Raw genomic sequence first — 23,303 nt, forward strand, 5'->3', positions numbered from 1 at the left:
GTGCCGCCTACACGCGCCATTCCGGGATACGGACTGGGCCTGCCCCCGGCGGACGCCCCGCCGGACGGGCCCCGGCCGCTACGCCGGCGGGTCCGGCACGTCGTCGTTGTCGCGGTTCGTCTTCGTCCACTTCTTGCTGTTGAGCGAGAACCCGTAGACGGGACGGCCCTTGTCGCCGCTCGTGGCGAACGGCTTGCCCGTGTCGTCGATGCGCACCGTGCCGCGCCGGCCGCCGCTCGACCACTCCAGCTCCAAGTACCACTTCACATAGCGCGTGTTGGCGGTCGCGTTGACGAAGAACGCCTCCGGGTCGCTCGCGCTCACCGTGTAGGGGAAGCCGCTCTCGCCCTCCTGCGGGGTCGGGCGGGGCACCGACGCGTCGAGGTTGACGTCGAAGGAGTGCCGGGGAACGTTGCCGCCGCAGCCGACGCCGAGGTACCCCATCTTGTAGTTGTTCCACACGAGGGGCGCGCTGGTCGAGGCGACGCGCACGTTCAGCGACTCCAGGACGACGGTGTCCTTGCCGGTGCCCTGGACGGTCAGCTTCACGGTCTGGTCGCGGGCGTTGACCGCGCCGTTCGCGGCCACCCACCCGGGGGCGTCCTGCTCGTTGGGGGGCGTGGAGAGTTTGTCCGGGGCCTTGTCGACGAGATACGGGGTGCCGCAGGGGTCGTACCAGAACTGGGGCTGGGTGGTGACGGTCACCGGGACACCGCCCCGGCCCGCCTCGCCCTTGCCGCCGTCCCCGGGGGCGGGCGCCTGCGTCCCGCCGCCGGAGCCCTTGCCCTTGCCCTTGTCCTCGCCTCCCGGCTTGTCGGAGTCCGTCGCCTCCTTGCCCGGCTTGCCCTTGCCGGACTCCTTCCCGGAGGGCGAGGCGGACTTGGCGCCGTCCGGGCCCCGCTCCCGCTTCCCGTCGTCGGAGATCGCGGAGTCGCCGGCCACCTTGTCGGATTCACCGCCTCCGGACGCGGCCTGCACGGCGACGGCGGTGGCGCCGAGCGCGAGGACGACACCGGCGGCGACGAGTGCCCGCGCCCGGGGCACACGTCTCCCCTCGCGCCGCGCCGCCGCCGTGGGGGTCGGGCCGATCAGGAAGCCGGGCGCTCCGTCGTCGGAGTCGCGGTGGCCGTTGCCCTCACCGTCACCCGCGTCATGGGCGGCCGGAGCAGCCGCGGCATCGGCAGCCGGAGCAGCCGCCGCGTCGGAGGCCGCCACGGACGCGGGCGACTGCTCCGCCTCCTTGCGGTCGCCCCTCGACGCGTCGGCCAGGATCCACCGCCGGTGGACCTCGACCATTTCCTCCCGCGATGCCCCGCACATCCGGGCGAGCCGCTCCAGCGGAGCGAACTCCGTCGGTACGGCCGAACCGCTCACATAGCGGTGCAGCGTCGACGTCGACACATGCAACCGCTTGGCCAGCGCCCCGTAACTGAGCCCCGACCTCTCCTTCAACTCCCGCAGCAACTCCGCGAGATCGCCCGCCCCCACGCTCTCTCCCATTCCATCCAGCCGTTCCAAGGAACGGCGTCTTCGCAGATCAGCGCCGCAGGAATGTCCCGGCGTCCCCAACTGCCGTGCCGCGCTGGCCGCCGGGACAGAAACCCGCGCAACCTGTGGGCCATACAAGCACGCCGCGTCCGGAAGCCTCCGGGCGCGCCGCACGTCACCCCCGTCACACCGAAAGAGACCAGCCATGCGACTCACCACCAAGGCCACCGCCGCTGCCGCGGCCCTCACCGCCGCTCTCTCGCTCACCGCGCTCGGCAGCGCCGCGTCGGCCGCCACCCCCGCCGCCAAGGCGGCGCCGGTCACCTGCACCGCCGCCACCACCAAGGTCACCGTCCAGGAGGTCGACCGCCCCATCAACCACCTGCTCCTGAAGGCCAAGAACACGGGCACCAAGACGTGTTACGCGTACAGCGCGCCGTTCCTCCGCTTCGACGAGGCGCAGGCCCCCACGCCGTGGCTGGAGGACAGCACTCCGCAGGCGGTGGTCACGCTGAAGCCCGGCCAGAGCGCGTACGCGGGCATCGGCACGTCGTCACCGGAGGGCACGGACGGCTACCAGGCCCACAGCCTGGACGTCCTGTTCTCCAACCGCGGGGCGAACGGCAGCGTGGGCGCCCCCGCGGCCGCGAAGCTTCCGTCGGGCGGCGTGTACGTGGACAGCTCGGCGTTCGTCACCTACTGGCAGACATCGGCGGCCGACGCGCTGGTGTGGTGACCGGCGGGACCCGCGCGCCCGCCTTGCCGGGCGCGCGGGTCCCCGTGACGCGCGGGTCCCCGTGACGCGCGGGTCCCCGTGACCGGCGCTCCCTCACCAACCTCCCGGTAAGTACGCACAAAAAAGTCGGTACTTGTCCGCTCCTCCGTACGCGGGAAGGATCGAAGGCGTTCCCACCCCACACCCTCCGATCGGAGTCCCCCAGCCATGCCCGCACAGCCCACTCAGCCCGCTGACCCCTCCCAGTCCCCCGTGACCGTCCTCGGCCTCGGCCTCATGGGCACCGCGCTCGCCTCCGCGCTCCTCAAGGCGGGCCATCCCACCACCGTGTGGAACCGCACCGCCGCCAAGACGGGCCCCCTGGCCGCCCAGGGCGCGACGCCGGCGGCCACCGCCAGGGACGCCGTCACCGCGAGCCCGCTCACCATCGTCTGCCTCACCACCAACGAGAACGTCCGCGCCCTGCTCGCCCCGGAGGCGGAGTCCCTCGCGGGACGCACGCTCGTCAACCTCACGAACGGATCGCCTTCCCAGGCAAGGGAGTTGAGTGACTGGGCGGCGGCTCACGGCATCACGTACATCGACGGCGGCATCATGGCCGTACCCCAGATGATCGCGACGCCCGGCGCGTACATCCTCTACAGCGGCACGGACGAGGCCGCCTTCGAGGCGCACCGCGCGACCCTGTCCGCGCTCGCCGACACCAAGTGGGTCGGCAAGGACCCCGGCCTGGCCGCCCTCTACGACCTCTCCCTGCTCACCGGGATGTACGGGATGGTGATGGGCGTGGCGCAGGCGTACGCGCTGATCGGCAGCGAGGGCATCGCGGCCCGCGAGTTCGCGCCGCTGCTCAAGGACTTCGTCGCCGCGATGACGGACGGGATCGTGCCAGGCACGGCCGAGGCCGTCGACACCGATCAGCACCTCACCGATGTGTCCAACCTCGCCATGAACCGCGAGGCGTTCCCCAACTTCCTCCAGGCGTACGCCGAGCAGGGTCTGCGGTCCGAGATGTTCGAGCCATTCCAGGCCCTCCTCGACCGTGCGGTCGAGGAGGGGCACGGCGCCGACGGCCTCTCCCGCCTGGTGACCCTGCTCAAGCAGGGCTAGGGCACGAGCACGACCTTGCCCGTGGTCCCGCGCCGCTCCATGGCAGCGTGGGCCCTCCCCGCCTGAGCCAGCGGGAACGTCTGCACCGCCGGCACCAACTCCCCCTTGGCGGCGGCCTCCAGGGCCCGCCGCTCGTGCTCGGGGCCGTCCTCGGGCCGCTCGATCAGCCGCAGCAGCGCGTTGACGACGGAGATCCCCCGCTCCTCCACGACCTCGGCGTCCGGCTCGAACCCTTCCTGCGAGGACCAGCCGATGACCACGTAGCGCCCGCCCGCACCGATGAGGCCGAACGCGGCGGCGGACTTCTCGCCGCCCACCCCGTCGAGCACGACACTCACCCGGCGCCCGTCCAGGCGCTCACGCACGCGGTCCGCCCAGCCGGGCTCGTCGTAGTCGACGGCGAGATCGGCGCCGAGCTCCCACACGGCCTCGACCTTGTCGGGCCCGCCGGCGGCGCCGATCACGACCGCGCCGAGTCCAACGGCGTACTGCACCACGAGCCGCCCGACGCCACCGGCGGCGGACGTCACCAACACCACGTCGTCGGCGGTCAGTCGGGCGGTGTCGAGGAGGCCCATGGCCGTCGCCCCGGTCATCACCATGGTCACGGCGGCCTCGAACCCGAGCCCGTCCGGCACCTCGTGCAGCTGCGCGAGCTCGGCCACCGTCAGCTCGGCGTACCCGCCGGGCTCGCTGCGCGGGGTCACCACGGGCCGTCCCAGCCAGGAGGGGGCCACATCGGGCCCCACCGCGTCGACGATCCCGGCGACCTCCCCGCCGAAGACGGCGGGCAGTTCGGGCAGCGGCGGCGCCATGTCGCTCGCGTCGCCCCGCCGCATGACGGTCTCGACGTGGTGGACTCCCGCCGCCCGCACGGCGATCCGCACCTGGCCCGGCCCCGCGACGGGGTCGGGCACGGTCTCGTACGTCAGGTTCTCGGCGGGCCCGAACTCGTGCAGAACAACGGCGTGCATAACGTCCTCCTCAGAACGTCGACGGTCCGTCGTCCGGACGTCGATGCACACCACTCTGCGACCTCAACCAAACTTGAGGTCAAGCGGTCGACCGCTGGCGCTCCCTCAGAGCTGCCGCGCCACCTCGGTGGCCCAGTACGTGAGGATCATGTTGGCGCCCGCGCGCTTGATGCCGGTGAGCGACTCCATGATCGCCTTGTCCCGGTCGATCCAGCCGCGCTCGGCGGCGGCCTCGATCATCGAGTACTCACCGGAGATCTGGTAGGCGGCGACCGGCACGTCGACGGCGTCGGCGACCTTCGCCAGGATGTCCAGGTAGGGGCCCGCGGGCTTGACCATCACCATGTCGGCGCCCTCTTCGAGGTCGAGCGCCAGCTCGCGCAGGGACTCACGGGCGTTGGCCGGGTCCTGCTGGTAGGTCTTGCGGTCGCCCTTCAGGGACGAACCGACGGCCTCGCGGAAGGGGCCGAAGAAGGCGGAGGAGTACTTCACGGTGTAGGCGAGGATGGAGACGTCCTCGTGCCCGACCTGGTCCAACGCGTCCCGGACCACGCCGATCTGACCGTCCATCATGCCGCTCGGGCCCACCACGTGGGCGCCCGCGTCGGCCTGGACCTGCGCCATCTCGGCGTACCGCTCCAGGGTGGCGTCGTTGTCGACGCGCCCTTCGGCGTCGAGGACACCGCAGTGACCGTGGTCGGTGAACTCGTCCAGGCACAGGTCGGACATGACGATGAGGTCGTCGCCGACCTCGGCGCGCACGTCGCGCAGGGCGACCTGGAGAATCCCGTCCGGATCGGTGCCGACGGTCCCGGCGGCGTCCTTCTTCGACTCCTCCGGCACCCCGAAGAGCATGATCCCGGAGACCCCGGCCTCCATGGCCTCGACGGCGGCCTTCTTCAGGCTGTCGCGGGTGTGCTGGACGACGCCGGGCATGGCGCCGATCTCCACCGGGGCACTGATCCCCTCGCGCACGAACGCGGGCAGGATCAGGTCGGCCGGGTGCAGCCGCGTCTCGGCGACCATGCGGCGCATGGCGGGCGTGGTGCGCAGCCGGCGGGGCCTGGCCCCGGGGAAGGATCCGTACGTGGTCACTGTCTCTCTCACCTCACGCTGTGTTTGGCTCTCCGGCCCGCCCCAGCCCCAACCCCGAACGCCGGACAGGCTGGATATCCAGCCTGTCCGGCGTTGGAGGACGAACTCGGCGAAGCCGGTGATCAACGGTACGCCTGGACGTCAGGGCGCCGTACGCCGCCTTCGCGAACCGGGCCGCCGCTCGCTGGGCCTGGTGACGGGGTCCCCCGCATCGAGCGCGGCCGTGCGACGTCTCGTGCCGAACTCGGCGAGCGCCTCGGCCAGCTTGTGGACGGAAGGCTCCGGAGCCATCACGTCGACCCGGAGCCCGTGCTCCTCCGCGGTCTTGGCGGTGGCGGGGCCGATGCACGCGATGACGGTCACGTTGTGCGGCTTGCCGGCGATGCCGACGAGGTTGCGCACGGTCGAGGAAGACGTGAAGAGCACGGCGTCGAAGCCGCCGCCCTTGATCGCCTCACGCGTGTCCGCCGGGGGCGGCGACGCGCGCACCGTCCGGTAGGCGGTGACGTCGTCGACCTCCCACCCGAGATCGATGAGCCCGGCGACCAGCGTCTCCGTGGCGATGTCGGCCCGCGGCAGGAAGACGCGGTCGATCGGGTCGAAGACCGGGTCGTACGGCGGCCAGTCCTCCAGGAGACCCGCGGCCGACTGCTCGCCGCTGGGCACCAGGTCGGGCTTCACGCCGAAGGCGACGAGCGCCGCGGCGGTCTGCTCGCCCACCGCCGCGACCTTGATCCCGGCGAAGGCACGGGCGTCGAGCCCGTACTCCTCGAACTTCTCGCGCACGGCCTTGACGGCGTTCACGCTGGTGAAGGCGATCCACTCGTAGCGACCGGTGACGAGCCCCTTGACCGCGCGCTCCATCTGCTGGGGCGTGCGGGGCGGCTCCACGGCGATGGTGGGCACCTCGTGCGGCACCGCTCCGTAGGACCGCAGCTGGTCGGAGAGCGAGGCCGCCTGCTCCTTCGTACGCGGGACGAGCACCCGCCACCCGAAGAGCGGCTTCGACTCGAACCACGACAGCTGGTCGCGCTGGGCGGCGGCGGACCGCTCACCGACCACGGCTATGACGGGCTGGCCTCCGTCGGGCGAGGGCAGCACCTTCGCCTGCTTGAGGACCTGGGCGATGGTGCCCAGGGTCGCCTGCCACGTGCGCTGACGCGTCGTCGTACCGGCGATCGTCACCGTCATCGGGGTGTCCGGCTTGCGGCCGGACGACACCAGTTCACCGGCGGCCGCGGCCACGGAGTCCAGGGAGGTCGACACGACCAGGGTCCCGTCGGACGCCCCCACCTCGCTCCAGCAGCGGTCGGAGGCGGTGCGCGCGTCGACGAAACGCACGTCCGTGCCCTGCGCGTCGCGCAGCGGAACACCCGCGTAGGCGGGTACACCGACCGCCGCGGCGATGCCGGGCACGACTTCGAAGGAGATGCCCTCGGCGGCGCAGGCGAGCATCTCGTCGGCCGCGTAGGTGTCGAGGCCGACGTCGCCGCTGACGGCACGCACGACCCGCCTGCCGCCGCGTGCCGCCTCCATGACAAGATTGGTGGCGGCTCGCAACGCCGACGCTTCGGCGATCGCTGACGCATCGTCAACCGTCCCTGGCTGAGGTGTGTCCACACCTCCCCTGGCATGCGCGCGAACGACGTCGAGCACATCCGGCTCGGCGATCAGCACGTCCGCTCGGGCCAGCGCCTCCACGGCGCGCAGCGTAAGTAGTCCCGGATCTCCGGGTCCGGCACCCAGGAAGGTGACGTGCCCGTGTGCGGGAAGGCCGGCAAGGTTCGAGGTGGGGCTCAAAGTGCTCGCTCCCCCATCAGACCGGCCGCGCCCTTGGCAAGCATCTCGGCAGCGAGTTCGCGGCCGAGCGCCATGGCTTGGTCATGCGTCTCAGGCACGGGACCGGTGGTGGACAGCTGCACCAGCGTCGAGCCGTCGGTTGCCCCGACGACGCCGCGCAGGCGCATTTCCTTGACAATCTGCCCGTCGGCCAGCAAGTCGGCCAACGCACCCACAGGTGCGCTGCAACCGGCTTCCAGGGCGGCGAGCAGGGATCGCTCGGCGGTCACGGCGGCCCGGGTGTACGGGTCGTCGAGCTCGGCGAGCGCGGCGGTCAGCGACGCGTTGGACGCGGCACATTCGATCGCCAGTGCCCCCTGGCCGGGGGCGGGCAGAACTGTGTCGACCGACAGGAAGTCGGTCACCTCGTCGATCCTGCCGACGCGGTGGAGTCCGGCGGCGGCGAGCACGACGGCGTCGAGCTCACCCTTGTGCACGAACCCGATGCGGGTGTCGATGTTCCCGCGGATCGGCACGGTCTCTATGGCGAGTCCGTGGTTGCGGGCGTAGGCGTTGAGCTGCGCCATGCGGCGCGGCGACCCGGTGCCGATGCGCGCACCGGCGGGCAGCTCCGTGAAGGTCATCCCGTCGCGCGCGATGAGTACGTCACGGGGGTCCGCGCGCAGCGGTACCGCGGCCAGGGCCAGGTCGTCCGGCTGTGCGGTCGGCAGGTCCTTCAGCGAGTGGACGGCGAAGTCGACCTCGCCGCCGAGCAGCGCGTCACGCAGGGCGGTCACGAAGACGCCGGTGCCGCCGATCTGTGCCAGGTTCTCGCGGGACGTATCGCCGTACGTCGTGATCTCCACGAGCTCTACGGGGCGGCCGGTCACCCGGCTCACTGTGTCGGCCACCTGCCCGGACTGGGCCATGGCCAGCTTGCTGCGCCGTGTCCCGAGCCTGAGTGCCCTCTCGGTCATGCCCGGCCTCGTTTCGGGTCTGTTTGTTGAACGTTCTGATCGGTGGGTTCATTGATCTTGTCGGCCCTGCTGACGGCGGCGACCGTCTGCGGGTCGAGGTCGAAGAGGGTGCGCAGCGCGTCCGCGTACCCGGCGCCGCCGGGCTCGCTCGCCAGCTGCTTGACCCGCACGGTGGGTGCGTGGAGCAGCTTGTCGACGACGCGGCGGACGGTCTGGGTGATCTCCGCGCGCTCCTTCTCCGGAAGTCCGGGGAGCCGTCCGTCGAGCCGCGCGATCTCGTTCGCGACGACGTCGGCGGCCATGGTGCGCAGGGCGACCACGGTCGGCGTGATGTGCGCGGCCCGCTGCGCGGCGCCGAAGGCGGCGACCTCGTCGGAGACGATCGCGCGGACCTGCTCCACGTCGACGGCCATCGGGGCGTCGGCGGACGCGTCGGCGAGCGACTCGATGTCGACGAGGCGTACGCCGTCGATGCGGTGCACGGCCGCGTCGATGTCGCGGGGCATGGCCAGGTCGAGCAGGGCGAGCAGGACGTTGCCCGTCTCGACGAGCGAGGGCCTGCGGCGGTTCTCGGGCACCCGTCCGGTGGCGGCGACGGCCGCGGCGAGCGCGGTGATGGTGTCGGCCTCGTTCTGCGGGTCGTCGCGGCGCGCGGCGGGCGCGTTGTCCACCCAGGCCGCGTGCTGCTCCAGCGTCGCGGCGTCCATGCCGGCGACGGCGTCCTCGCCCATGACGGAGAACCCGACCCCGCGGGGCACGGCCGCCCCGTCGCCGGAGAGTCCGAGCGGGCAGGCCTCGTCGTCGTCGGCGGCGGTGTCGGTGGTGCCGCCGTGCGGAGCCGAGGGGGCCGAAGTCGTGGGTCCGAGGGGCGCGCCCACCGCGACGGGCGCGCCCGTACGGTCGGCGACTCCGGCCGCGACGGCCTCGGCGGTCAGCACGAGGCCGGTGGCGCCGGTACAGGAGACGGCGACGTCTGCACGTGTCAGTTCGGCCGCCACCTGGTCCATCGGCACGGCGCGCGCGATGGTGCCCGTGCCGCCCTCGGCGAGGATCTCGGCCAGGCGGTGCGCCCGGTCGAGGGTGCGGTTGGCGACGACGACCTCGTCGACCCCGGCGCGCGCGAGCGTCGCCGCGGCGAGCGAGGACATGGAGCCCGCGCCGATGACCAGGGCGCGCTTGCCCTTGGCCCACGCCTCGACCGGCTCGCGCCCGGCGAGCTGTTCGAGGCCGAAGGTCACGAGCGACTGCCCGGCCCGGTCGATTCCGGTCTCCGAGTGCGCGCGCTTGCCGACCCGCAGGGCCTGCTGGAAGAGGTCGTTGAGCAGGCGCCCGGCGGTGTGCAGCTCCTGGGAGCGCGCCAGGGCGTCCTTGATCTGGCCGAGGATCTGCCCCTCGCCGACGACCATCGAGTCCAGGCCGCAGGCCACCGAGAACAGGTGGTGGACGGCTCGGTCCTCGTAGTGGACGTACAGATAAGGGGTGAGCTCTTCGAGGCCCACGCCGCTGTGCTGGGCGAGCAGGGTGGAGAGCTCGGCGACGCCCGCGTGGAACTTGTCCACGTCGGCGTACAGCTCGATGCGGTTGCAGGTGGCGAGCACGGCCGCTTCGGCGGCGGGCTCGGCGGCCAGCGTGTCCTGAAGGAGCTTGGCCTGGGCGTCGGCGGCAAGGGCGGCCCGCTCGAGCACGCTCACCGGCGCGCTGCGATGGCTCAGCCCCACGACGAGGAGACTCATGCCGGCATCACGGCGGGGACGTCCCCGTCGGGTCCTTTGCGCTGCTGCTTGGCGGCGACGGGCGGCACGGCGCCGTCGGCCGCCGCTTCCTCGCCGGCCTTGCGCTGCTCGTGGAAGGCGAGGATCTGCAGCTCGATGGAGAGGTCCACCTTGCGTACGTCGACGCCGTCGGGCACGGAGAGAACGGTGGGCGCGAAGTTCAGGATCGAGGTCACACCGGCGGCGACGAGCCGCTCGCAGACCTGCTGGGCGGCGCCCGCCGGGGTCGAGATGACGCCGATGGAGACGCCGTTGTCGCTGATGATCTTCTCGAGGTCGTCCGTGTGCTGCACCGGCATCCCCGCGACGGGGGTGCCCGCCATCGCCGGGTCGGCGTCGATCAGCGCGGCGACCCGGAAGCCGCGCGAGGCGAACCCGCCGTAATTGGCGAGCGCGGCGCCGAGGTTACCGATGCCGACGATCACGACGGGCCAGTCCTGGGTCAGACCGAGTTCGCGTGAGATCTGGTAGACGAGGTACTCGACGTCGTAGCCCACACCGCGCGTCCCGTAGGAACCGAGGTAGGAGAAGTCCTTGCGCAGCTTCGCGGAGTTGACCCCCGCGGCGGCCGCGAGCTCCTCGGAGGAGACCGTGGGCACCGAGCGCTCCGACAGTGCGGTGAGGGCTCGGAGGTACAGCGGAAGCCTGGCGACGGTGGCCTCGGGAATCCCTCGGCTGCGGGTCGCCGGTCGGTGAGTTCGGCCAGTTGCCACGGTGCTCCTGCGGGTAGAGCGGGGCTGCAGGCGGTCACACGTCCCCAGACCGCCCCGTCGAAAGCAGGCTATGTCTTTGTGAACGCGTGCACAAAGATGGTGTCCGATTTGCCCGGCCAACGTGACCGGGGTCACGCGCCCCTGGCGCACGTTCCGAGAACCGGCGCACATGAGGCTGCGATGCTCACTTGATGGGGGCAAAACCGCACACTCTCCTCACGATCATCGCCCCCGAGACCAAACCGCCCACGATCCTAAGGGACCATTCGGGCTGTTTGGACTCGTCGGTCAGTGACGATCAGGATTACGGAGCGAGCTCGCGGCGCAGTCGATCTTCACTCACCCGCCAGAAGGTGTGCTGTTCACCGTCCACCAGGACCACCGGAATCTGTTCCCAGTAGGCCCGGTTGAGCTCTTCGTCCTGCGTGATGTCCTTCTTCTCCCATGCGACTCCCAGCTCGCCGCAGACCTTCTCGATCACCAGCTGTGCGTCATCGCACAAATGACAGCCGGGCTTACCGATCAAGGTGACCGTCCGGTCCTGGGGCTTCTTCTTCTCCGTACGGCGAAAAATCGGGCTCATGACACCATTCTCGCCCCGCCGACGCGCCGCGCGGCCCGTCCGTTTAACGGTGCGGTCGCGGAGAGTTCACAGCGCCGAATCCTGCCGACTCCGGAACGACCGAACGAACTAGCTATGCTCACGACATGGCCGCTCTCGGATGGCTCACCCCCCGTAGGCGCTCCGCCACCGCGCGGAGCGTGTTGGCAGGCGAGGCCTCGGCTGAGGCAGCGCGCAAGACCTCCCAGGAGATGGAGGCACTCGACGACGCCGCGGCCCTCGCCACGGCGCCCGAGGAGCCGGAGGAGCCGGAGTTCCCGGTCTTCGGCGACGACAAGGCCGCCGCCTTCTTCGACCTCGACAACACCGTGATGCAGGGCGCCGCGATCTTCCACTTCGGCCGCGGCCTCTACAAGCGGAAGTTCTTCGAGCGCCAGGAGCTGGCCCGATTCGCCTGGCAGCAGGCGTGGTTCAGACTGGCCGGCGTCGAGGACCCCGAGCACATGCAGGACGCCCGCGACAGCGCCCTGTCCATCGTCAAGGGCCACCGGGTCGCCGAGCTGATGTCCATCGGCGAGGAGATCTACGACGAGTACATGGCCGAGCGCATCTGGCCCGGCACGCGCGCCCTGGCCCAGGCCCACCTCGACGCGGGCCAGAAGGTGTGGCTGGTCACGGCCGCCCCGGTGGAGACGGCGACGATCATCGCCCGCCGCCTGGGCCTGACCGGCGCGCTCGGCACGGTCGCCGAGTCCATGGACGGCGTCTATACGGGAAAGCTCGTCGGCGAACCCCTGCACGGCCCCGCGAAGGCCGAGGCGGTCCGCGCACTGGCCTCCGCGGAGGGCCTGGAGCTGGCCCGCTGCGCCGCGTACAGCGATTCGCACAACGACATCCCGATGCTTTCGCTCGTCGGGCATCCGTACGCGATCAATCCCGACGCCAAACTGCGCAAGCACGCACGCGAACGGGACTGGCGCCTGCGGGACTACCGCACCGGCCGCAAGGCCGCCAAGGTCGGCATCCCGGCCGCCGCGGGCGTCGGAGCCATCGCGGGCGGCACGGCCGCGGCGATCGCCCTGCACCGCCGCCGCCACTGAACATTCTCTCGGTCCTACCCCGCCCGGGCTCTCGCCAGTCACGTTGGTAGCACTCGGCCACAACACGCCCCGCGCTTAGACGGAATGTGACCTGTTTCGATCAACAACCGGTCACAGTGCGCTACTTGAACGGGCATAGACCGGTTACAGAAGCGACGTAATCGGTGATTTGAGCAACTGGGTGTAGTGCCGCCTGTACGAAGCGTTATTCTCCTCAGACGCATTACGGACCCCACACGTCGCTACGACGGGTGAACGGTTCCGCACTGCACGTGATGGAAGCTCTGCCTCTGGGAGTCCCGTGTACCCACACGTCGGGGTTGACGCCTCGGGCCTGGCTACGCTGCGCGCAACGGTCGCCGACCGCTTGCGCGGCTTCGTCCCCACCGCGTACGCCGGCCCCGCCGTCCCCGCATTTGCCGTCCCCACACCCGCCGGGCCCGTCTATGCCCTGGCGGACAGCGGCGCGGCGGTCAGCAGACGGGCCCGTTCCGCCTCTGCCGCCACCTCAACCCCCACCCCCCGCCGTCCCGCCGCGGACAGCGACAGCGCCCGCATGATGGACCTCGTCGAACGCGCCCAGGCGGGCGAGTCCGACGCCTTCGGCCGTCTCTACGACCAGTACAGCGACACGGTCTACCGCTACATCTACTACCGCGTCGGCGGCAAAGCGACCGCCGAGGACCTGACCAGCGAGACCTTTCTGCGCGCCCTGCGCCGCATCAGCACGTTCACCTGGCAGGGCCGCGACTTCGGCGCCTGGCTTGTCACGATCGCCCGCAACCTGGTCGCCGACCACTTCAAATCGAGCCGTTTCCGCCTCGAAGTGACCACCGGCGAAATGCTCGACGCCAACGAGGTCGAGCGCAGCCCCGAGGACTCCGTCCTGGAGTCCCTCTCCAACGCCGCACTGCTCGACGCCGTGCGCCGCCTCAACCCCCAGCAGCAGGAGTGCGTGACCCTGCGCTTCCTGCAGGGACTCTCGGTCGCCGAGACCGCTCGGGTGATGGGCAAGAACGAGGGCGCGATCAAGACCCTCCAGTACCGCGCGGTCCGTACGCTGGCCCGGCTCCTGCCGGACGACGCGCGCTAGCGCCGCGCGCCACCGATAGCCCTCTGTAGCCGTGCGGAGCGTTCAACTGACCCTCCGTGGCGGCCAGATGGCCGCCACGGAAATTGAGCGGTCCGATCATCCTCCGTCCGTAACCCAAGTGCCGCGACGCTCGTTGTGCGGGATGCAGGCTCCCTGTGGTTGCTCCCTGACTTTCCCCGAGCTCATATTGAGCAGGGGACACCCCACTCGATCACTCGATCGTGTGGAAGTGCTCAGATGTTGCAACCCTCAGGACCCCCTGGGGAGTCGACCGTCATGACGAGAGGAGGTGCCGCCAGTGATCGCGAACGTATCGGCACACCGGCGGGCGAACGCCTTCGCCCAGGCCCTGGAGGAGCAATCCGACCAGGGCCCGGCGGCCGAGCAGACCGAAGGTTCCGTCACACCCGAATCCGTGCCGTCCGAACAGACGGCCCCGGACCGGATGTTGACCCTCGCTACCGGCCTCGGCGAGCTGCCGAAGCCGGAGCTGGATCCCGAGGTCAAAGTGGTCCAGCGGGCCCAGCTCGTAGCTGCCATGGAGGCCATGCTCCTTGAGGGCACGGCCGCGGGCGGTGGGACCATCGGCACCTCGGTGCCCGAACAGCGGTCCCGCAAGGGTGCCCACAGGGCCACGGGACTGCGCAAACTGAAGCCACGCTCCAGGCTGTCGAAGGGCATCGCCGCGGGCGGGCTCACCGTCGGCGTCGCCGCCGGTGCGTTCAGCGGAGTGGCCGCGGCCAGCTCCGACGCGCTGCCCGGCGATTCGCTGTACGGCCTGAAGCGCGGCATGGAGGACCTCAAGCTCGGCATGGCCGACGGCGACAGCGACAAGGGCGGGGTCTATCTCGACCACGCGTCGACGCGCCTGAACGAAGCCCGTCGGCTGATGGAGCGGGGCCGCTCCGGCGACCTCGACCACGAATCCCTCGGCGAGGTCAGGCGAGCCCTCTCGGGCATGCGGCACGACGCCACGGAAGGCCACCGCCTTCTGCACCAGGCGTACGAGAGGGACGGCTCGATCGGCCACATCCAGACCCTGTCCGCCTTCACCGAGTCGCACCGCAGGAGCTGGAGCGACCTGCAGAGCAGGCTGCCCGTCCAGCTCGGTGACGTGGGCGAGCAGGTGAGCTCGGTCTTCGACGCGATGGACCAGGAAGTGGACCCCCTCCGCTCCCTCCTCCCCCGCACCCCGGACAAGAGCGACGCCCCCGGCCCGCCGAGCCAGGGCGGCTCCTCCGACTCGTCGGCACCGGACAGCCCTTCGGCCCCCGATTCGTCCCCGCGGGACGGCTCGAGCGCCGACAAGGGCGAGCCCCGTCCGTCGGCACCGGACAAGGACGAGGACGACGGCCTGCTGGGCGGCAACACGGGCGGCCTCCTGGACCCCCCGAAGTCCGACACGACCCCGAGCAGCCCCTCGGACGGCGATTCGTCCGACAAGCAGTCCCCGTCGGCCAAGCCGGACGTCACGGTGCCTCCGATCCTGCCGGGGCTGCTGCCCGGCCTGGGGATCGACGAGGAGGACGTGAGGTAGCGGCATGACATGAGGGAGGGGCCAGATCCTGAGGATCTGGCCCCTCCCTCATGTCACCCCTCAGGTCGCCCTTCCCTCAGGTCACAGGAAGCGCGTGTCACAGCAAACGCGTGTCGTGAGAGAACTCAGAAGAACACGGACCGCCGCTGCACCAGCAGCTTGTACAGCGTGTGCTGAATCTGCTCCCGGACCTGATCCGTCAGGTTGAACATCAGCATCGGGTCCTCGGCCGCCTCCGGCGGATATCCGTCCGTGGGAATCGGCTCTCCGAACTGGATCGTCCACTTCGTCGGCAGCGGCACCGCCCCCAGCGGGCCGAGCCAAGGGAACGTAGGCGTGATCGGGAAGTAGGGGAAGCCGAGCACCCGCGCCAGCGTCTTCGCGTTGCCGATCATCGGGTAGATCTCCTCCGCCCCCACGATCGAGCAGGGCACGATCGGCGTCCCCGCCCGCAACGCGGTGGAGACGAACCCGCCCCGGCCGAACCGCTGCAACTTGTAGCGGTCGCTGAACGGCTTCCCGATGCCCTTGAAGCCCTCCGGCATCACCCCGACCAGCTCACCCCGCTCGAGCAGCCGCTCGGCGTCCTCGGCGCACGCCAGCGTGTGCCCCGCCTTGCGCGCCAGTTCGTTGACCACCGGCAGCATGAAGACGAGGTCCGCCGCGAGCAGCCGCAGATGGCGACCCTCGGGGTGGTTGTCGTGCACGGCGACCTGCATCATCAGGCCGTCGAGCGGCAGCGTCCCTGAGTGGTTGGCGACGATCAGCGCCCCGCCGTCCGACGGGATGTTCTCGATGCCCTTCACCTCGACGCGGAAGTACTTGTCGTACAGCGGCCGCAGCAGGGACATCAGGACCTGGTCGGTGAGCTCCTCGTCGTAACCGAAGTCGTCGACCTCGTAGTCACCCGTGAGCCGCCGGCGCAGAAACGCCAGACCACCCGCGATACGCCGCTCCAGGCCACCGCCACCGCCCCGCGGCTCGGATTCGCCCCCGGTCCTTGCCTCCGGCCCGGGAGCCCCCTGTCGCGAAGGCTCCGGCTCGGCCCTCTCCACCTGCGGCTCCCCGTCCTGCTGGCCCGGCATGGCCGTGACCTCACGCACGGCTGCCGGATCGTTCTTGCGCCGGGCCGCGCCCGCGCCCCTGCGCCGCGACGGGCGCTGCGCACCCGCGCGCGACCGGTCGTCGTCGAACGGAATGACCTTGGCGTCCGCCATCGTTGACGCTCTCCTCAGTTGGCGCTCTGGTTGCCCGCGAAGGGCAGCGTGGCGATCCGGTCGATGGCCCCCGCGACGGCCTGCGGCGGCACAAGTCCCGGACCCCGACTGCGTACGAAGTCCGCGAAGGTCTCCGCGGTCGTGTACTTGGGGCTGAAGCCCAGTGTCTCGCGCATCTGCCGGGTGGCCACGACCCGGCCGTGGGTGAGCAGCCTGATCTGCTCGGGCGAGAAGTCCGTCATGCCCAGGGTGCGCAGCGCCTGGCCGACCCAGGTGACCGCGGGCATGAACACCGGCAGCGTCGGGCGCCCCAGGCGCCGCGAGCACTGCGAGAGCAGCAGCAGGCCGTCGCCCGCGATGTTGAACGTGCCGCTGTTGAGCGTCCCGCGCACCGGGTCGTGCGCCCCCAGGCGCAGGACCTCGATCGCGTCGTCCTCGTGCACGAACTGCAGCCGCGGGTCGTAGCCGAAGACGGTCGGCAGGACCGGCAGCGAGAAGTACTCGGCGAGCGGGGAGTCCGCGGCGGGGCCCAGGATGTTCGCGAAGCGCAGCACGCAGACCGCCACGTCGGGGCGGCGGCGCGCGAAGCCGCGTACGTAGCCCTCGACCTCGACGGTGTCCTTGGCGAAGCCGCCGCTGGGCAGCGACTTCGGCGGCGTCGTCTCGGTGAAGACCGCGGGGTCGCGCGGCGCGGAGCCGTACACATTGGTGCTCGACTTCACCACGAGCCGCTTGACCGTCGGCGACTTCTGGCAGGCGCCGAGCAGCTGCATGGTGCCGATGACGTTGGTTTCCTTGAGCGAGCCGCGGTTGCCGCCGGCCAGCGCCGTGCCCGTGACGTCCATGTGCACGACCGTGTCGACGGAGAACTCGGCGAGCACCTTGGCGATCGCGGGCTGCCGGATGTCGGCCTGGACGAAGTCGGCGCCGCCCAGATGGTGCACGGGCGGGACCGCGTCCACGGCGACCACCCGGTCGACCTCGGGGTCCCTCAGGACGCGTCGGACGAACCGCCCGCCCAGTTGTCGGGCCACCCCGGTCACGAGCACGACCTTGCCCAAGATCAGCGCCTGCCTTCCCCAGCCCTCGAAGTCCTGCCGCGCCCCATCATGTCTCTCCCGGCACACGCTAGCGGGTCGATGTTGCGCTGTGATGACCGCCCGATGCAGGAAGTGACGACAGCCACATACGAGCGCACGAACCAGGCTCTACGCCCAGACCAGGACGTACATCGGATCGGGACGCACATCCTGCCCAGGACGTACGTTCGAAACAAGCCCCCAGGCGGTCCGGCGAAGCGCGAAAACCGGCCGGAAGACGCCCCGGCGAGTGCCCCGGACGACGCCGGGAAAACGCCGGACGCCCCTGGGAAAACCCTGGGGAGGTCCCCTGCGAGACCCCTCCGAGATCCTCCGAGACCCCTTGGGGACCCCGGAAAGACGCCGAAGCCCCCCCGCCGGATGGCGGGAGGGCTTCGGGGCGCGCTGTACAGCTGTCGCTTACTTCTTGTTGCGACGCTGAACGCGGGTGCGCTTCAGCAGCTTGCGGTGCTTCTTCTTGGCCATCCGCTTACGCCGCTTCTTGATAACAGAGCCCACGACTACCCTCGCTCACTTCTCATCACTCGGTGCGGGGCAGCTGACTGGGCCCACACGACCTACGTCGGCCCTAGCCTACCCGCCCCCGGGTGAGGGACGTAATCGAGGGGGATCGACCGGCTCCGGTCAGCCCGCCTCGACTCCTACATAGGACTCGCGGAGGTACTCGTGAACCGCCTGCTCCGGTACTCGGAATGACCTTCCGACCCGGATGGCGGGCAGATGACCGCTGTGCACCAAGCGGTACACGGTCATCTTGGACACTCGCATCACCGAGGCGACTTCCGCCACGGTCAAGAACTGAACCTCGTTCAGCGGCCTCTGGTCTGCAGCCATGACACCCCACCTGAACCTTCCGCACATGACGGGCACCGGCTTCCCCTTCCGGTGACTCTTCGTCTCTGCGCGCTCACTCCCCAGACTAGGGGCGGATGATGCGAGTGGGGAAGAGGAGTAGCGATCGGCCGCCTACTGTGACAGACACGCTCGATTGAGTACATAGCGAGTAAGCGGTCGGTAGTAATCAGACCGCACAGCGTCATCAAGCGGAACGACGACGGACACCTGCCCCTCGGCCTCTCCGACGAACAGCGCGGGATCGTCCGTATCCGCCAGACCGATCGCCTCAAACCCCAGCTGACCTGCCCCGCAGACCCATCCGTGGTCCCCGATGACGAGCTCGGGAAGCGGTCCTTCGGCCTCCGCCGCGGCCGCGAGAGCGGCTCGAACCGGGAGCGGGGAGTGGCTGTGTGCGCCGGTCTCACTCCCGGTGGGACGCGCGCCGGGTTCCCGCACCAGCGCGACTCCTTGTACGTAGTCAAGGTTGTACGTGCGTAGGCCGAACCGGGTCGTTATGTCGACACTGCTGCCCTGCGCGGGGGTGAGGACGGTGCACCCGGCCGCCGACAAAGCGTCCGCCAGCGCGGCGTAGAAGCCGAGGAGTCGGTGCGGATGGCCCGTCCCGAGGAGCACGGGAAGCTCCCTTCGCGCGGCGTCCGCGAGCCTCTCGGCGAAGGCGTCGAGCGCGGCCAACGTCCGCTCCGGGTCGATGACATCGACCCCCGAGGTGTGCCGCGGGTCGGCGGAGACCCCGCACTTGTCCGCCATCAGCCCCAGGAGGTCGCCGGGACCCCAATTCCACTCGGGATCGAGCCCCAGCAGTATCCGCGGGTCCCGGGCCGCGAAGAGCCGATAGCTCCGCAGGCTCTCTTCCCGAGTGGTCGCCACGGGCCCGGCCAGCCGGGCAGCCAACAGATGCGCACGCAACGCTCCGGTGCTCAACACGCAGCGAGCGTCCCGCAGGAACCCTCCCCATACCCCTAAAACCCCGAAAAACCCCCACAGTTGGGCTAACAAGCCGTACGCTCAACGCTCCCCGCGTCCCCCACTGCCCGCCGCGGCCTGGGGCGGCCTGGGGCGGAGCCCAGCTTCGCGCCCTACGCCAACAACCCCCGCAGCGGAAACGCCGCCCGGCGAGCGGCGAGCACCGCCTGGTCGAGCCGATCCGCGGGGTCGTACCCCTCGGCCCACTCCGCCCAGGAGACGGGCCACCGCCCGTCCGTCATCCGGGCGGGCGCCAACTGCCGGGTCCGCGCGAAGACTTCCTGCCGCCAGGCCTCGGGAATCGTCTCGGAAGGCGCGACCTCCCGCCCCGCGGCGATCCCCACCAAGTGGGTCCAGGACCGAGGCACCACGTCCACCACGGCGTACCCACCGCCACCGAGAGCGACCCAGCGCCCGTCGGCGTACGTGTGCGCCAACTCGTGGCAGGCCACCTGCACGGCCCGCTGCGCGTCGAGCGACACGGCCAGATGCGCCAACGGATCGTCGAAGTGCGTATCGGCCCCGTGCTGCGTCACAAGGACCTGCGGCCGGAACTCCGCCAACAGCTCGGGCACCACGGCGTGGAACGCCCGCACCCACCCCGCGTCCCCCGTGCCCGCCGGCAGCGCGACATTGACCGCCGACCCCTCCGCCACGGAGTTCGCACCCGTCTCCTCGGGCCACCCGGTCTGCGGGAACAGCGTCCGCGGATGCTCGTGCATCGAGATCGTCAGGACCCGCGGATCGTCCCAGAAGGACGCCTGCACCCCGTCCCCGTGGTGCACGTCCACGTCCACGTACGCGACCCGCTCGGCGCCCAGCTCCAGCAGCCGCGCGATGGCCAGCGAGGCGTCGTTGTAGATACAGAACCCCGAGGCGGACCCCGGCATCGCATGGTGCAGCCCGCCCGCGAAGTTCACGGCATGCACCGCTTCCCCGCGCCACACCGCCTCGGCGGCGCCCACCGACTGCCCGGCGATCAGCGCCGACACCTCGTGCATCCCCGCGAAGGCGGGATCGTCCGGGGTGCCGAGGCCATAGCTGCCGTTCGCCGACGCCGGATCGGCGGACGCGGCCTTGACCGCGTCCACATAGTCCTCGCGATGCACGAGCCGCAGCGTCGAGTCACCGGCACGCTTGGCCGCGACCACATCCATCTCACGGTCGAGCCCGAAGGCACCGACCAGGCTTCTGGTCAGCGCGAGCCTGACCGGGTCCATGGGGTGCTCAGGACCGAAGTCATAGCCCGTTACTGCCTCGTCCCACATCAGCTGTGCGCGGCCGCTCATGCCCGTCACCGTATCTGTCCGGTCCAGGGGCGAAGGACCGGGCGTACAACAAGGTCACGAGCACCAACACCATGGGAACGAGCATCGCCCCGCGGTAGTTCCAGGCATCCCCGAGCGCCCCCACCAGCGGCGAACCGATCAGGAACCCCACGTAGTTGAAGACGTTGAGCCGCGCCACAGCCGCATCCGATGCCCCGGGAAAGAGCCGCCCCGCCGCGGCGAAGGTCTGCGGAACGATCACGCACAGCCCGAGCCCGAGCACCGTGAAGCCCAGAATCCCGGTCCACGCCCCGGGCGCCACCGCCACGATCGCGAACCCGAGAGCGGCCACCACCGACCCGGCCCGCACCACCGCCACGGCCCCGAACCGCCGCACGCCCAGGTCCCCGAGCCCCCGCCCCAACAGGGTCATGACCATGTAGACGTTGTAGGGGACGGTCGAGACCTCCTCCGAACTGCCCAGCACGTCCTGCAGATACTTCGCGCTCCAGTTGGAGACGGTCGAATCCCCGATGTACGCGAAGGTCATCACCAGGCAGAGCGGCAGAAGCAGCTTGAAGACGACGGGCCCGCCCTGCCCCTGACCTGCGGCACCCGTGCCACTACCGCCATCGGCGTCGACGTACCACCGGCTCCCCACCAGCGCCGCCGGCAACAGCACCACGACCACCGGCAGATACGAGACGAAGAGCGACAGGTCCCAGTGCGCCCCCGCCCACGCCATCGACGCCCCCGCGATCCCGCCCAGGCTGTACGCGGCGTGAAATCCCAGCATGATGCTGCGCCCGTACGCCCGCTGGAGGCTCACCCCGAGCATGTTCATGGACGCGTCGAGCGCCCCCACCGAGAGCCCGAACGCCCCCAGCGCCACGGCCACTTGCCACAGGGCGTCCCCCGCGCCGACCCCGAGCAGCGCCAGGAGCACCACGGGCTGCGCCCACCGCAGCACACGGCTCGGCGGCACCCTCTTGACCAGCCACTCCGTGCCCACGCTGCCGACCCCCGCGAGGATCGGCACGGCGGCGAGGAAGACCGGCAGCAGGCCGTCGGATATCCCGTACCGATCCTGGATGGCGGGGATCCGTGTCACCAGCAACGCGAAGGTGACGCCCTGCACCAGGAAGCTGAACGCCAAAGAGGCCCTGCCGCGCCGCAGCTCAACTGTCATGGCTGCAGAGCGTAGGACCCCTGACTACCGGTGGGTAGATAGATCACTCACCCAATTCCCCACGCCTCCCCCGCGAGACGCCCTCCCCTACGAGGCGAGGCGCCCCACCGTCACCGCCCGAGCGCGGCGACCTCCTCGCTCACCTTCTTCTCCATCGGGTCGACGACCAGGGGCCCGCTGGCCATCACCGTCGCCGTGATGGTGACACCGGCGATCACCCCGCCGAGCCACACCATGGTGTCGACGGGCAGCGTGTAGGCCCCCACGACCCGCACCAGGGCCTCGCCGAACAGCGCCGCACCCCACATCACCGAGAACAGCCGCTCCCTCCGCGCGAACTCCCCCCGCTCGGCGACCAGCCGCTCCCACACGGCGGTACGCACCGGGTCCCCCTTGGTCACCCAGGGCTTGAGCGCCGCGGTCATCAGCGGCCGTCCGGCGGCCACGGACACCAGCACGGCGATGCCGATCGTCGCGGTGATGCCACTGTCCTTGGCGAGCATCAGCCGCGGATCTCCGGCGAGGAGACTGAGCAGCAGCCCGACGAGGCCGGCGGCCAGGACGAGCGCCGCGAACCCATTGACCCGACGCTCCCTGACCACACCCCACAGCGTCCGCCCGGCGGGCACCACACTGCTCCAGGCGAGCGCCGCGAGCGTACTCATCCCAAAGCCCTTGCTGAGCAGGTAGTACGAGGCCGTGGGCACGACGGCATCCAGCACGAGCGGCTTCAGCGACTCCCAGCGCGACTGTCGCGCGGTGGCCGTGTCCGTGGCTGGGGCCGGGGGTGGGGCTGCGGCGGCGAGCTGGCTCATGGCGATCGGTCCTCCGTCGTCACTGTCACTGGGTACGTCCCGTTCGTTCCCGACGCACTCAGCTTCGCCGCAGCCCCCCATCGGCCGACAGAAACGATCGTCCGGACCTGGCGATGACAAATGTCAGCCCGAACCCCCGGCCCGCGTCATACGAGCAGCTCAGCCAACTCCTTCATGTCCCCGAAGAGTTGAGTTGCCCCCGCAAGCCGCTCGGCGGGCGTCATGGCGGTGAACCCGTACACATCCATCCCCGCCGCCACGGCTGCCCGCACCCCCAGCGGACTGTCCTCGACCACCACACACTTCTCGGGCGCCACTCCCATGCGCTCGGCGGCGTACAGAAAGAGATCCGGCGCCGGCTTCCCGCGCCCCACATCCTCGGAACTGAAGATCCGCTCGTCACCGAACCACCGATCCAGCCCGGTACGCCGATGCCCCACCCGAATCCGCTCATGGCTCCCGGACGAGGCAAGGCAGTAGGGCACCCCGCCGGCAACCAGCTTCTCCAGTACGTCGACGGCCCCCGCCACAGGCTCGAGCTCCCGCTCGAAGGCGGCGAAGACACGGGCATGGAAGGTCACGTCAAAATCCTCGGGCAACCGCTGCCCACTGCGGTCAAGAACAAGATCGTGTACGCGATGAACGGCGGCCCCCATGTAGTCACGCAGGGAGTCCTCATACGTGGTGGGGTGCCCGAGCTCGGTCAGATAAGCGGCAAGGATGGTGTTGGAGAGCGGCTCGCTGTCCACGAGGACGCCGTCATTGTCGAAGATGACCAAGTCGTATCGCATAGTTCGACCCTAAACGCAGAAAAGGCCCTCTAGGGGGCCTGGAACGCAGAAAACCCCCGCACCAGAGGTGCGGGGTTTCCCGTTAATAATAGTTCGGCGGCGTCCTACTCTCCCACAGGGTCCCCCCTGCAGTACCATCGGCGCTGTGAGGCTTAGCTTCCGGGTT

The 23,303-nt window shown here is 70.5% G+C and carries 22 protein-coding genes and 1 rRNA gene; 5 read left to right on the plus strand and 18 right to left on the minus strand.

Annotated elements, in window-relative coordinates:
• Nucleotides 1-78 precede the first annotated feature (78 nt).
• Nucleotides 79-1,500 carry a helix-turn-helix domain-containing protein gene (locus ACZ6ZP_RS42770; protein WP_469410552.1) on the minus strand — a complete coding sequence of 474 codons (1,422 nt, stop codon included), beginning with the start codon at nt 1,498-1,500 and terminating at the stop codon, nt 79-81.
• Between the two features lie 193 nt (nt 1,501-1,693).
• On the opposite strand from ACZ6ZP_RS42770, the gene ACZ6ZP_RS42775 reads away from it, so the two are divergent.
• Nucleotides 1,694-2,224: a DUF4232 domain-containing protein gene (locus ACZ6ZP_RS42775; RefSeq protein WP_351173385.1), complete on the plus strand. Its 531-nt coding sequence runs from the start codon at nt 1,694-1,696 to the stop codon at nt 2,222-2,224.
• 207 nt (nt 2,225-2,431) lie between these two features.
• Entirely contained in the window at nt 2,432-3,334 is a 903-nt protein-coding gene (locus ACZ6ZP_RS42780) for an NAD(P)-dependent oxidoreductase (protein ID WP_351173382.1), read from the plus strand.
• Here the strand turns inward: ACZ6ZP_RS42780 and ACZ6ZP_RS42785 are convergent.
• The 7 genes from ACZ6ZP_RS42785 to ACZ6ZP_RS42815 form a co-directional block, all read right to left on the minus strand.
• Nucleotides 3,331-4,308: a zinc-binding dehydrogenase gene (locus ACZ6ZP_RS42785; protein ID WP_469410553.1), complete on the minus strand. Its 978-nt coding sequence runs from the start codon at nt 4,306-4,308 to the stop codon at nt 3,331-3,333. The genes ACZ6ZP_RS42780 and ACZ6ZP_RS42785 overlap by 4 nt on opposite strands.
• Before the next feature lie 105 nt (nt 4,309-4,413).
• The gene (gene hemB / locus ACZ6ZP_RS42790; RefSeq protein ID WP_399979988.1) at nt 4,414-5,403 is read right to left on the minus strand and encodes a porphobilinogen synthase; all 990 of its coding nucleotides are present in this window, start codon (nt 5,401-5,403) and stop codon (nt 4,414-4,416) included.
• Between the two features lie 141 nt (nt 5,404-5,544).
• Complete coding sequence (locus tag ACZ6ZP_RS42795) at nt 5,545-7,203, minus strand: bifunctional uroporphyrinogen-III C-methyltransferase/uroporphyrinogen-III synthase (protein ID WP_351173373.1); 1,659 nt, start codon at nt 7,201-7,203, stop codon at nt 5,545-5,547.
• On the minus strand, nt 7,200-8,159 hold the full coding sequence (gene hemC / locus ACZ6ZP_RS42800) for a hydroxymethylbilane synthase (protein WP_351173370.1): 960 nt from the start codon (nt 8,157-8,159) through the stop codon (nt 7,200-7,202). Before hemC ends, ACZ6ZP_RS42795 begins: the two co-directional genes overlap by 4 nt.
• Nucleotides 8,156-9,892, minus strand: coding sequence for a glutamyl-tRNA reductase (locus ACZ6ZP_RS42805; protein ID WP_351173367.1), 1,737 nt, complete (start codon nt 9,890-9,892; stop codon nt 8,156-8,158). Before ACZ6ZP_RS42805 ends, hemC begins: the two co-directional genes overlap by 4 nt.
• Nucleotides 9,889-10,644 (minus strand): redox-sensing transcriptional repressor Rex, encoded by a 756-nt coding sequence (locus ACZ6ZP_RS42810; RefSeq protein WP_351173364.1) that lies wholly within the window; start codon nt 10,642-10,644, stop codon nt 9,889-9,891. The genes ACZ6ZP_RS42805 and ACZ6ZP_RS42810 overlap by 4 nt, the downstream gene beginning before the upstream one ends.
• A 304-nt stretch (nt 10,645-10,948) precedes the next feature.
• Nucleotides 10,949-11,227 (minus strand): glutaredoxin family protein, encoded by a 279-nt coding sequence (locus ACZ6ZP_RS42815; RefSeq protein WP_351173361.1) that lies wholly within the window; start codon nt 11,225-11,227, stop codon nt 10,949-10,951.
• Between the two features lie 125 nt (nt 11,228-11,352).
• On the opposite strand from ACZ6ZP_RS42815, the gene ACZ6ZP_RS42820 reads away from it, so the two are divergent.
• The 3 genes from ACZ6ZP_RS42820 to ACZ6ZP_RS42830 all read left to right on the plus strand — a co-directional run bounded on the left by ACZ6ZP_RS42820 (nt 11,353) and on the right by ACZ6ZP_RS42830 (nt 14,936).
• Nucleotides 11,353-12,306: an HAD family hydrolase gene (locus ACZ6ZP_RS42820; protein WP_351173358.1), complete on the plus strand. Its 954-nt coding sequence runs from the start codon at nt 11,353-11,355 to the stop codon at nt 12,304-12,306.
• Nucleotides 12,307-12,607: 301 nt separating this feature from the next.
• On the plus strand, nt 12,608-13,399 hold the full coding sequence (locus ACZ6ZP_RS42825) for an ECF subfamily RNA polymerase sigma factor, BldN family (RefSeq protein WP_351173355.1): 792 nt from the start codon (nt 12,608-12,610) through the stop codon (nt 13,397-13,399).
• Between the two features lie 298 nt (nt 13,400-13,697).
• A complete protein-coding gene (locus ACZ6ZP_RS42830) occupies nt 13,698-14,936 on the plus strand; it encodes a DUF5667 domain-containing protein (RefSeq protein WP_366462544.1) in 1,239 nt (412 codons plus the stop codon).
• Between the two features lie 125 nt (nt 14,937-15,061).
• On the opposite strand, the gene ACZ6ZP_RS42835 is transcribed toward ACZ6ZP_RS42830, so the two are convergent.
• The 10 genes from ACZ6ZP_RS42835 to rrf form a co-directional block, all read right to left on the minus strand.
• Nucleotides 15,062-16,153: a lysophospholipid acyltransferase family protein gene (locus ACZ6ZP_RS42835; protein ID WP_399979974.1), complete on the minus strand. Its 1,092-nt coding sequence runs from the start codon at nt 16,151-16,153 to the stop codon at nt 15,062-15,064.
• Nucleotides 16,154-16,167: 14 nt separating this feature from the next.
• Complete coding sequence (locus ACZ6ZP_RS42840; protein ID WP_351173346.1) at nt 16,168-17,214, minus strand: NAD-dependent epimerase/dehydratase family protein; 1,047 nt, start codon at nt 17,212-17,214, stop codon at nt 16,168-16,170.
• Nucleotides 17,215-17,652: 438 nt separating this feature from the next.
• On the minus strand, nt 17,653-17,751 hold the full coding sequence (locus ACZ6ZP_RS42845; RefSeq protein WP_003948845.1) for a 30S ribosomal protein bS22: 99 nt from the start codon (nt 17,749-17,751) through the stop codon (nt 17,653-17,655).
• Nucleotides 17,752-17,877: 126 nt separating this feature from the next.
• Entirely contained in the window at nt 17,878-18,087 is a 210-nt protein-coding gene (locus tag ACZ6ZP_RS42850; RefSeq protein ID WP_157869005.1) for a helix-turn-helix domain-containing protein, read from the minus strand.
• Between the two features lie 132 nt (nt 18,088-18,219).
• Nucleotides 18,220-19,035: a phosphatase gene (locus ACZ6ZP_RS42855; RefSeq protein ID WP_351173342.1), complete on the minus strand. Its 816-nt coding sequence runs from the start codon at nt 19,033-19,035 to the stop codon at nt 18,220-18,222.
• 152 nt (nt 19,036-19,187) lie between these two features.
• Nucleotides 19,188-20,363 carry an acetoin utilization protein AcuC gene (locus tag ACZ6ZP_RS42860; protein ID WP_469410554.1) on the minus strand — a complete coding sequence of 392 codons (1,176 nt, stop codon included), beginning with the start codon at nt 20,361-20,363 and terminating at the stop codon, nt 19,188-19,190.
• Nucleotides 20,314-21,531, minus strand: coding sequence for an MFS transporter (locus ACZ6ZP_RS42865; protein ID WP_351173336.1), 1,218 nt, complete (start codon nt 21,529-21,531; stop codon nt 20,314-20,316). The genes ACZ6ZP_RS42860 and ACZ6ZP_RS42865 overlap by 50 nt, the downstream gene beginning before the upstream one ends.
• Nucleotides 21,532-21,641: 110 nt before the next feature.
• Complete coding sequence (locus ACZ6ZP_RS42870) at nt 21,642-22,346, minus strand: VC0807 family protein (RefSeq protein ID WP_469410555.1); 705 nt, start codon at nt 22,344-22,346, stop codon at nt 21,642-21,644.
• A gap of 146 nt (nt 22,347-22,492) precedes the next feature.
• A complete protein-coding gene (locus tag ACZ6ZP_RS42875) occupies nt 22,493-23,137 on the minus strand; it encodes an HAD family hydrolase (protein ID WP_469410556.1) in 645 nt (214 codons plus the stop codon).
• Between the two features lie 91 nt (nt 23,138-23,228).
• Nucleotides 23,229-23,303 (minus strand): 5S ribosomal RNA (rrf, locus tag ACZ6ZP_RS42880); the annotation flags it as partial.

The organism is Streptomyces sp. NPDC054047 (assembly GCF_055585065.1).

What these genes read in the sequence shown, in the direction of transcription:
- ACZ6ZP_RS42770 (WP_469410552.1), bottom strand. Translation starts at nt 1,500, where the DNA reads ATGGGAGAGAGCGTGGGGGCGGGCGATCTCGCGGAGTTGCTGCGGGAG.
- ACZ6ZP_RS42775 (WP_351173385.1), top strand. Translation starts at nt 1,694, where the DNA reads ATGCGACTCACCACCAAGGCCACCGCCGCTGCCGCGGCCCTCACCGCC.
- ACZ6ZP_RS42780 (WP_351173382.1), top strand. Translation starts at nt 2,432, where the DNA reads ATGCCCGCACAGCCCACTCAGCCCGCTGACCCCTCCCAGTCCCCCGTG.
- ACZ6ZP_RS42785 (WP_469410553.1), bottom strand. Translation starts at nt 4,308, where the DNA reads ATGCACGCCGTTGTTCTGCACGAGTTCGGGCCCGCCGAGAACCTGACG.
- hemC (WP_351173370.1), bottom strand. Translation starts at nt 8,159, where the DNA reads ATGACCGAGAGGGCACTCAGGCTCGGGACACGGCGCAGCAAGCTGGCC.
- ACZ6ZP_RS42805 (WP_351173367.1), bottom strand. Translation starts at nt 9,892, where the DNA reads ATGAGTCTCCTCGTCGTGGGGCTGAGCCATCGCAGCGCGCCGGTGAGC.
- ACZ6ZP_RS42815 (WP_351173361.1), bottom strand. Translation starts at nt 11,227, where the DNA reads ATGAGCCCGATTTTTCGCCGTACGGAGAAGAAGAAGCCCCAGGACCGG.
- ACZ6ZP_RS42820 (WP_351173358.1), top strand. Translation starts at nt 11,353, where the DNA reads ATGGCCGCTCTCGGATGGCTCACCCCCCGTAGGCGCTCCGCCACCGCG.
- ACZ6ZP_RS42835 (WP_399979974.1), bottom strand. Translation starts at nt 16,153, where the DNA reads ATGGCGGACGCCAAGGTCATTCCGTTCGACGACGACCGGTCGCGCGCG.
- ACZ6ZP_RS42850 (WP_157869005.1), bottom strand. Translation starts at nt 18,087, where the DNA reads ATGGCTGCAGACCAGAGGCCGCTGAACGAGGTTCAGTTCTTGACCGTG.
- ACZ6ZP_RS42860 (WP_469410554.1), bottom strand. Translation starts at nt 20,363, where the DNA reads ATGAGCGGCCGCGCACAGCTGATGTGGGACGAGGCAGTAACGGGCTAT.
- ACZ6ZP_RS42865 (WP_351173336.1), bottom strand. Translation starts at nt 21,531, where the DNA reads ATGACAGTTGAGCTGCGGCGCGGCAGGGCCTCTTTGGCGTTCAGCTTC.
- ACZ6ZP_RS42870 (WP_469410555.1), bottom strand. Translation starts at nt 22,346, where the DNA reads ATGAGCCAGCTCGCCGCCGCAGCCCCACCCCCGGCCCCAGCCACGGAC.
- ACZ6ZP_RS42875 (WP_469410556.1), bottom strand. Translation starts at nt 23,137, where the DNA reads ATGCGATACGACTTGGTCATCTTCGACAATGACGGCGTCCTCGTGGAC.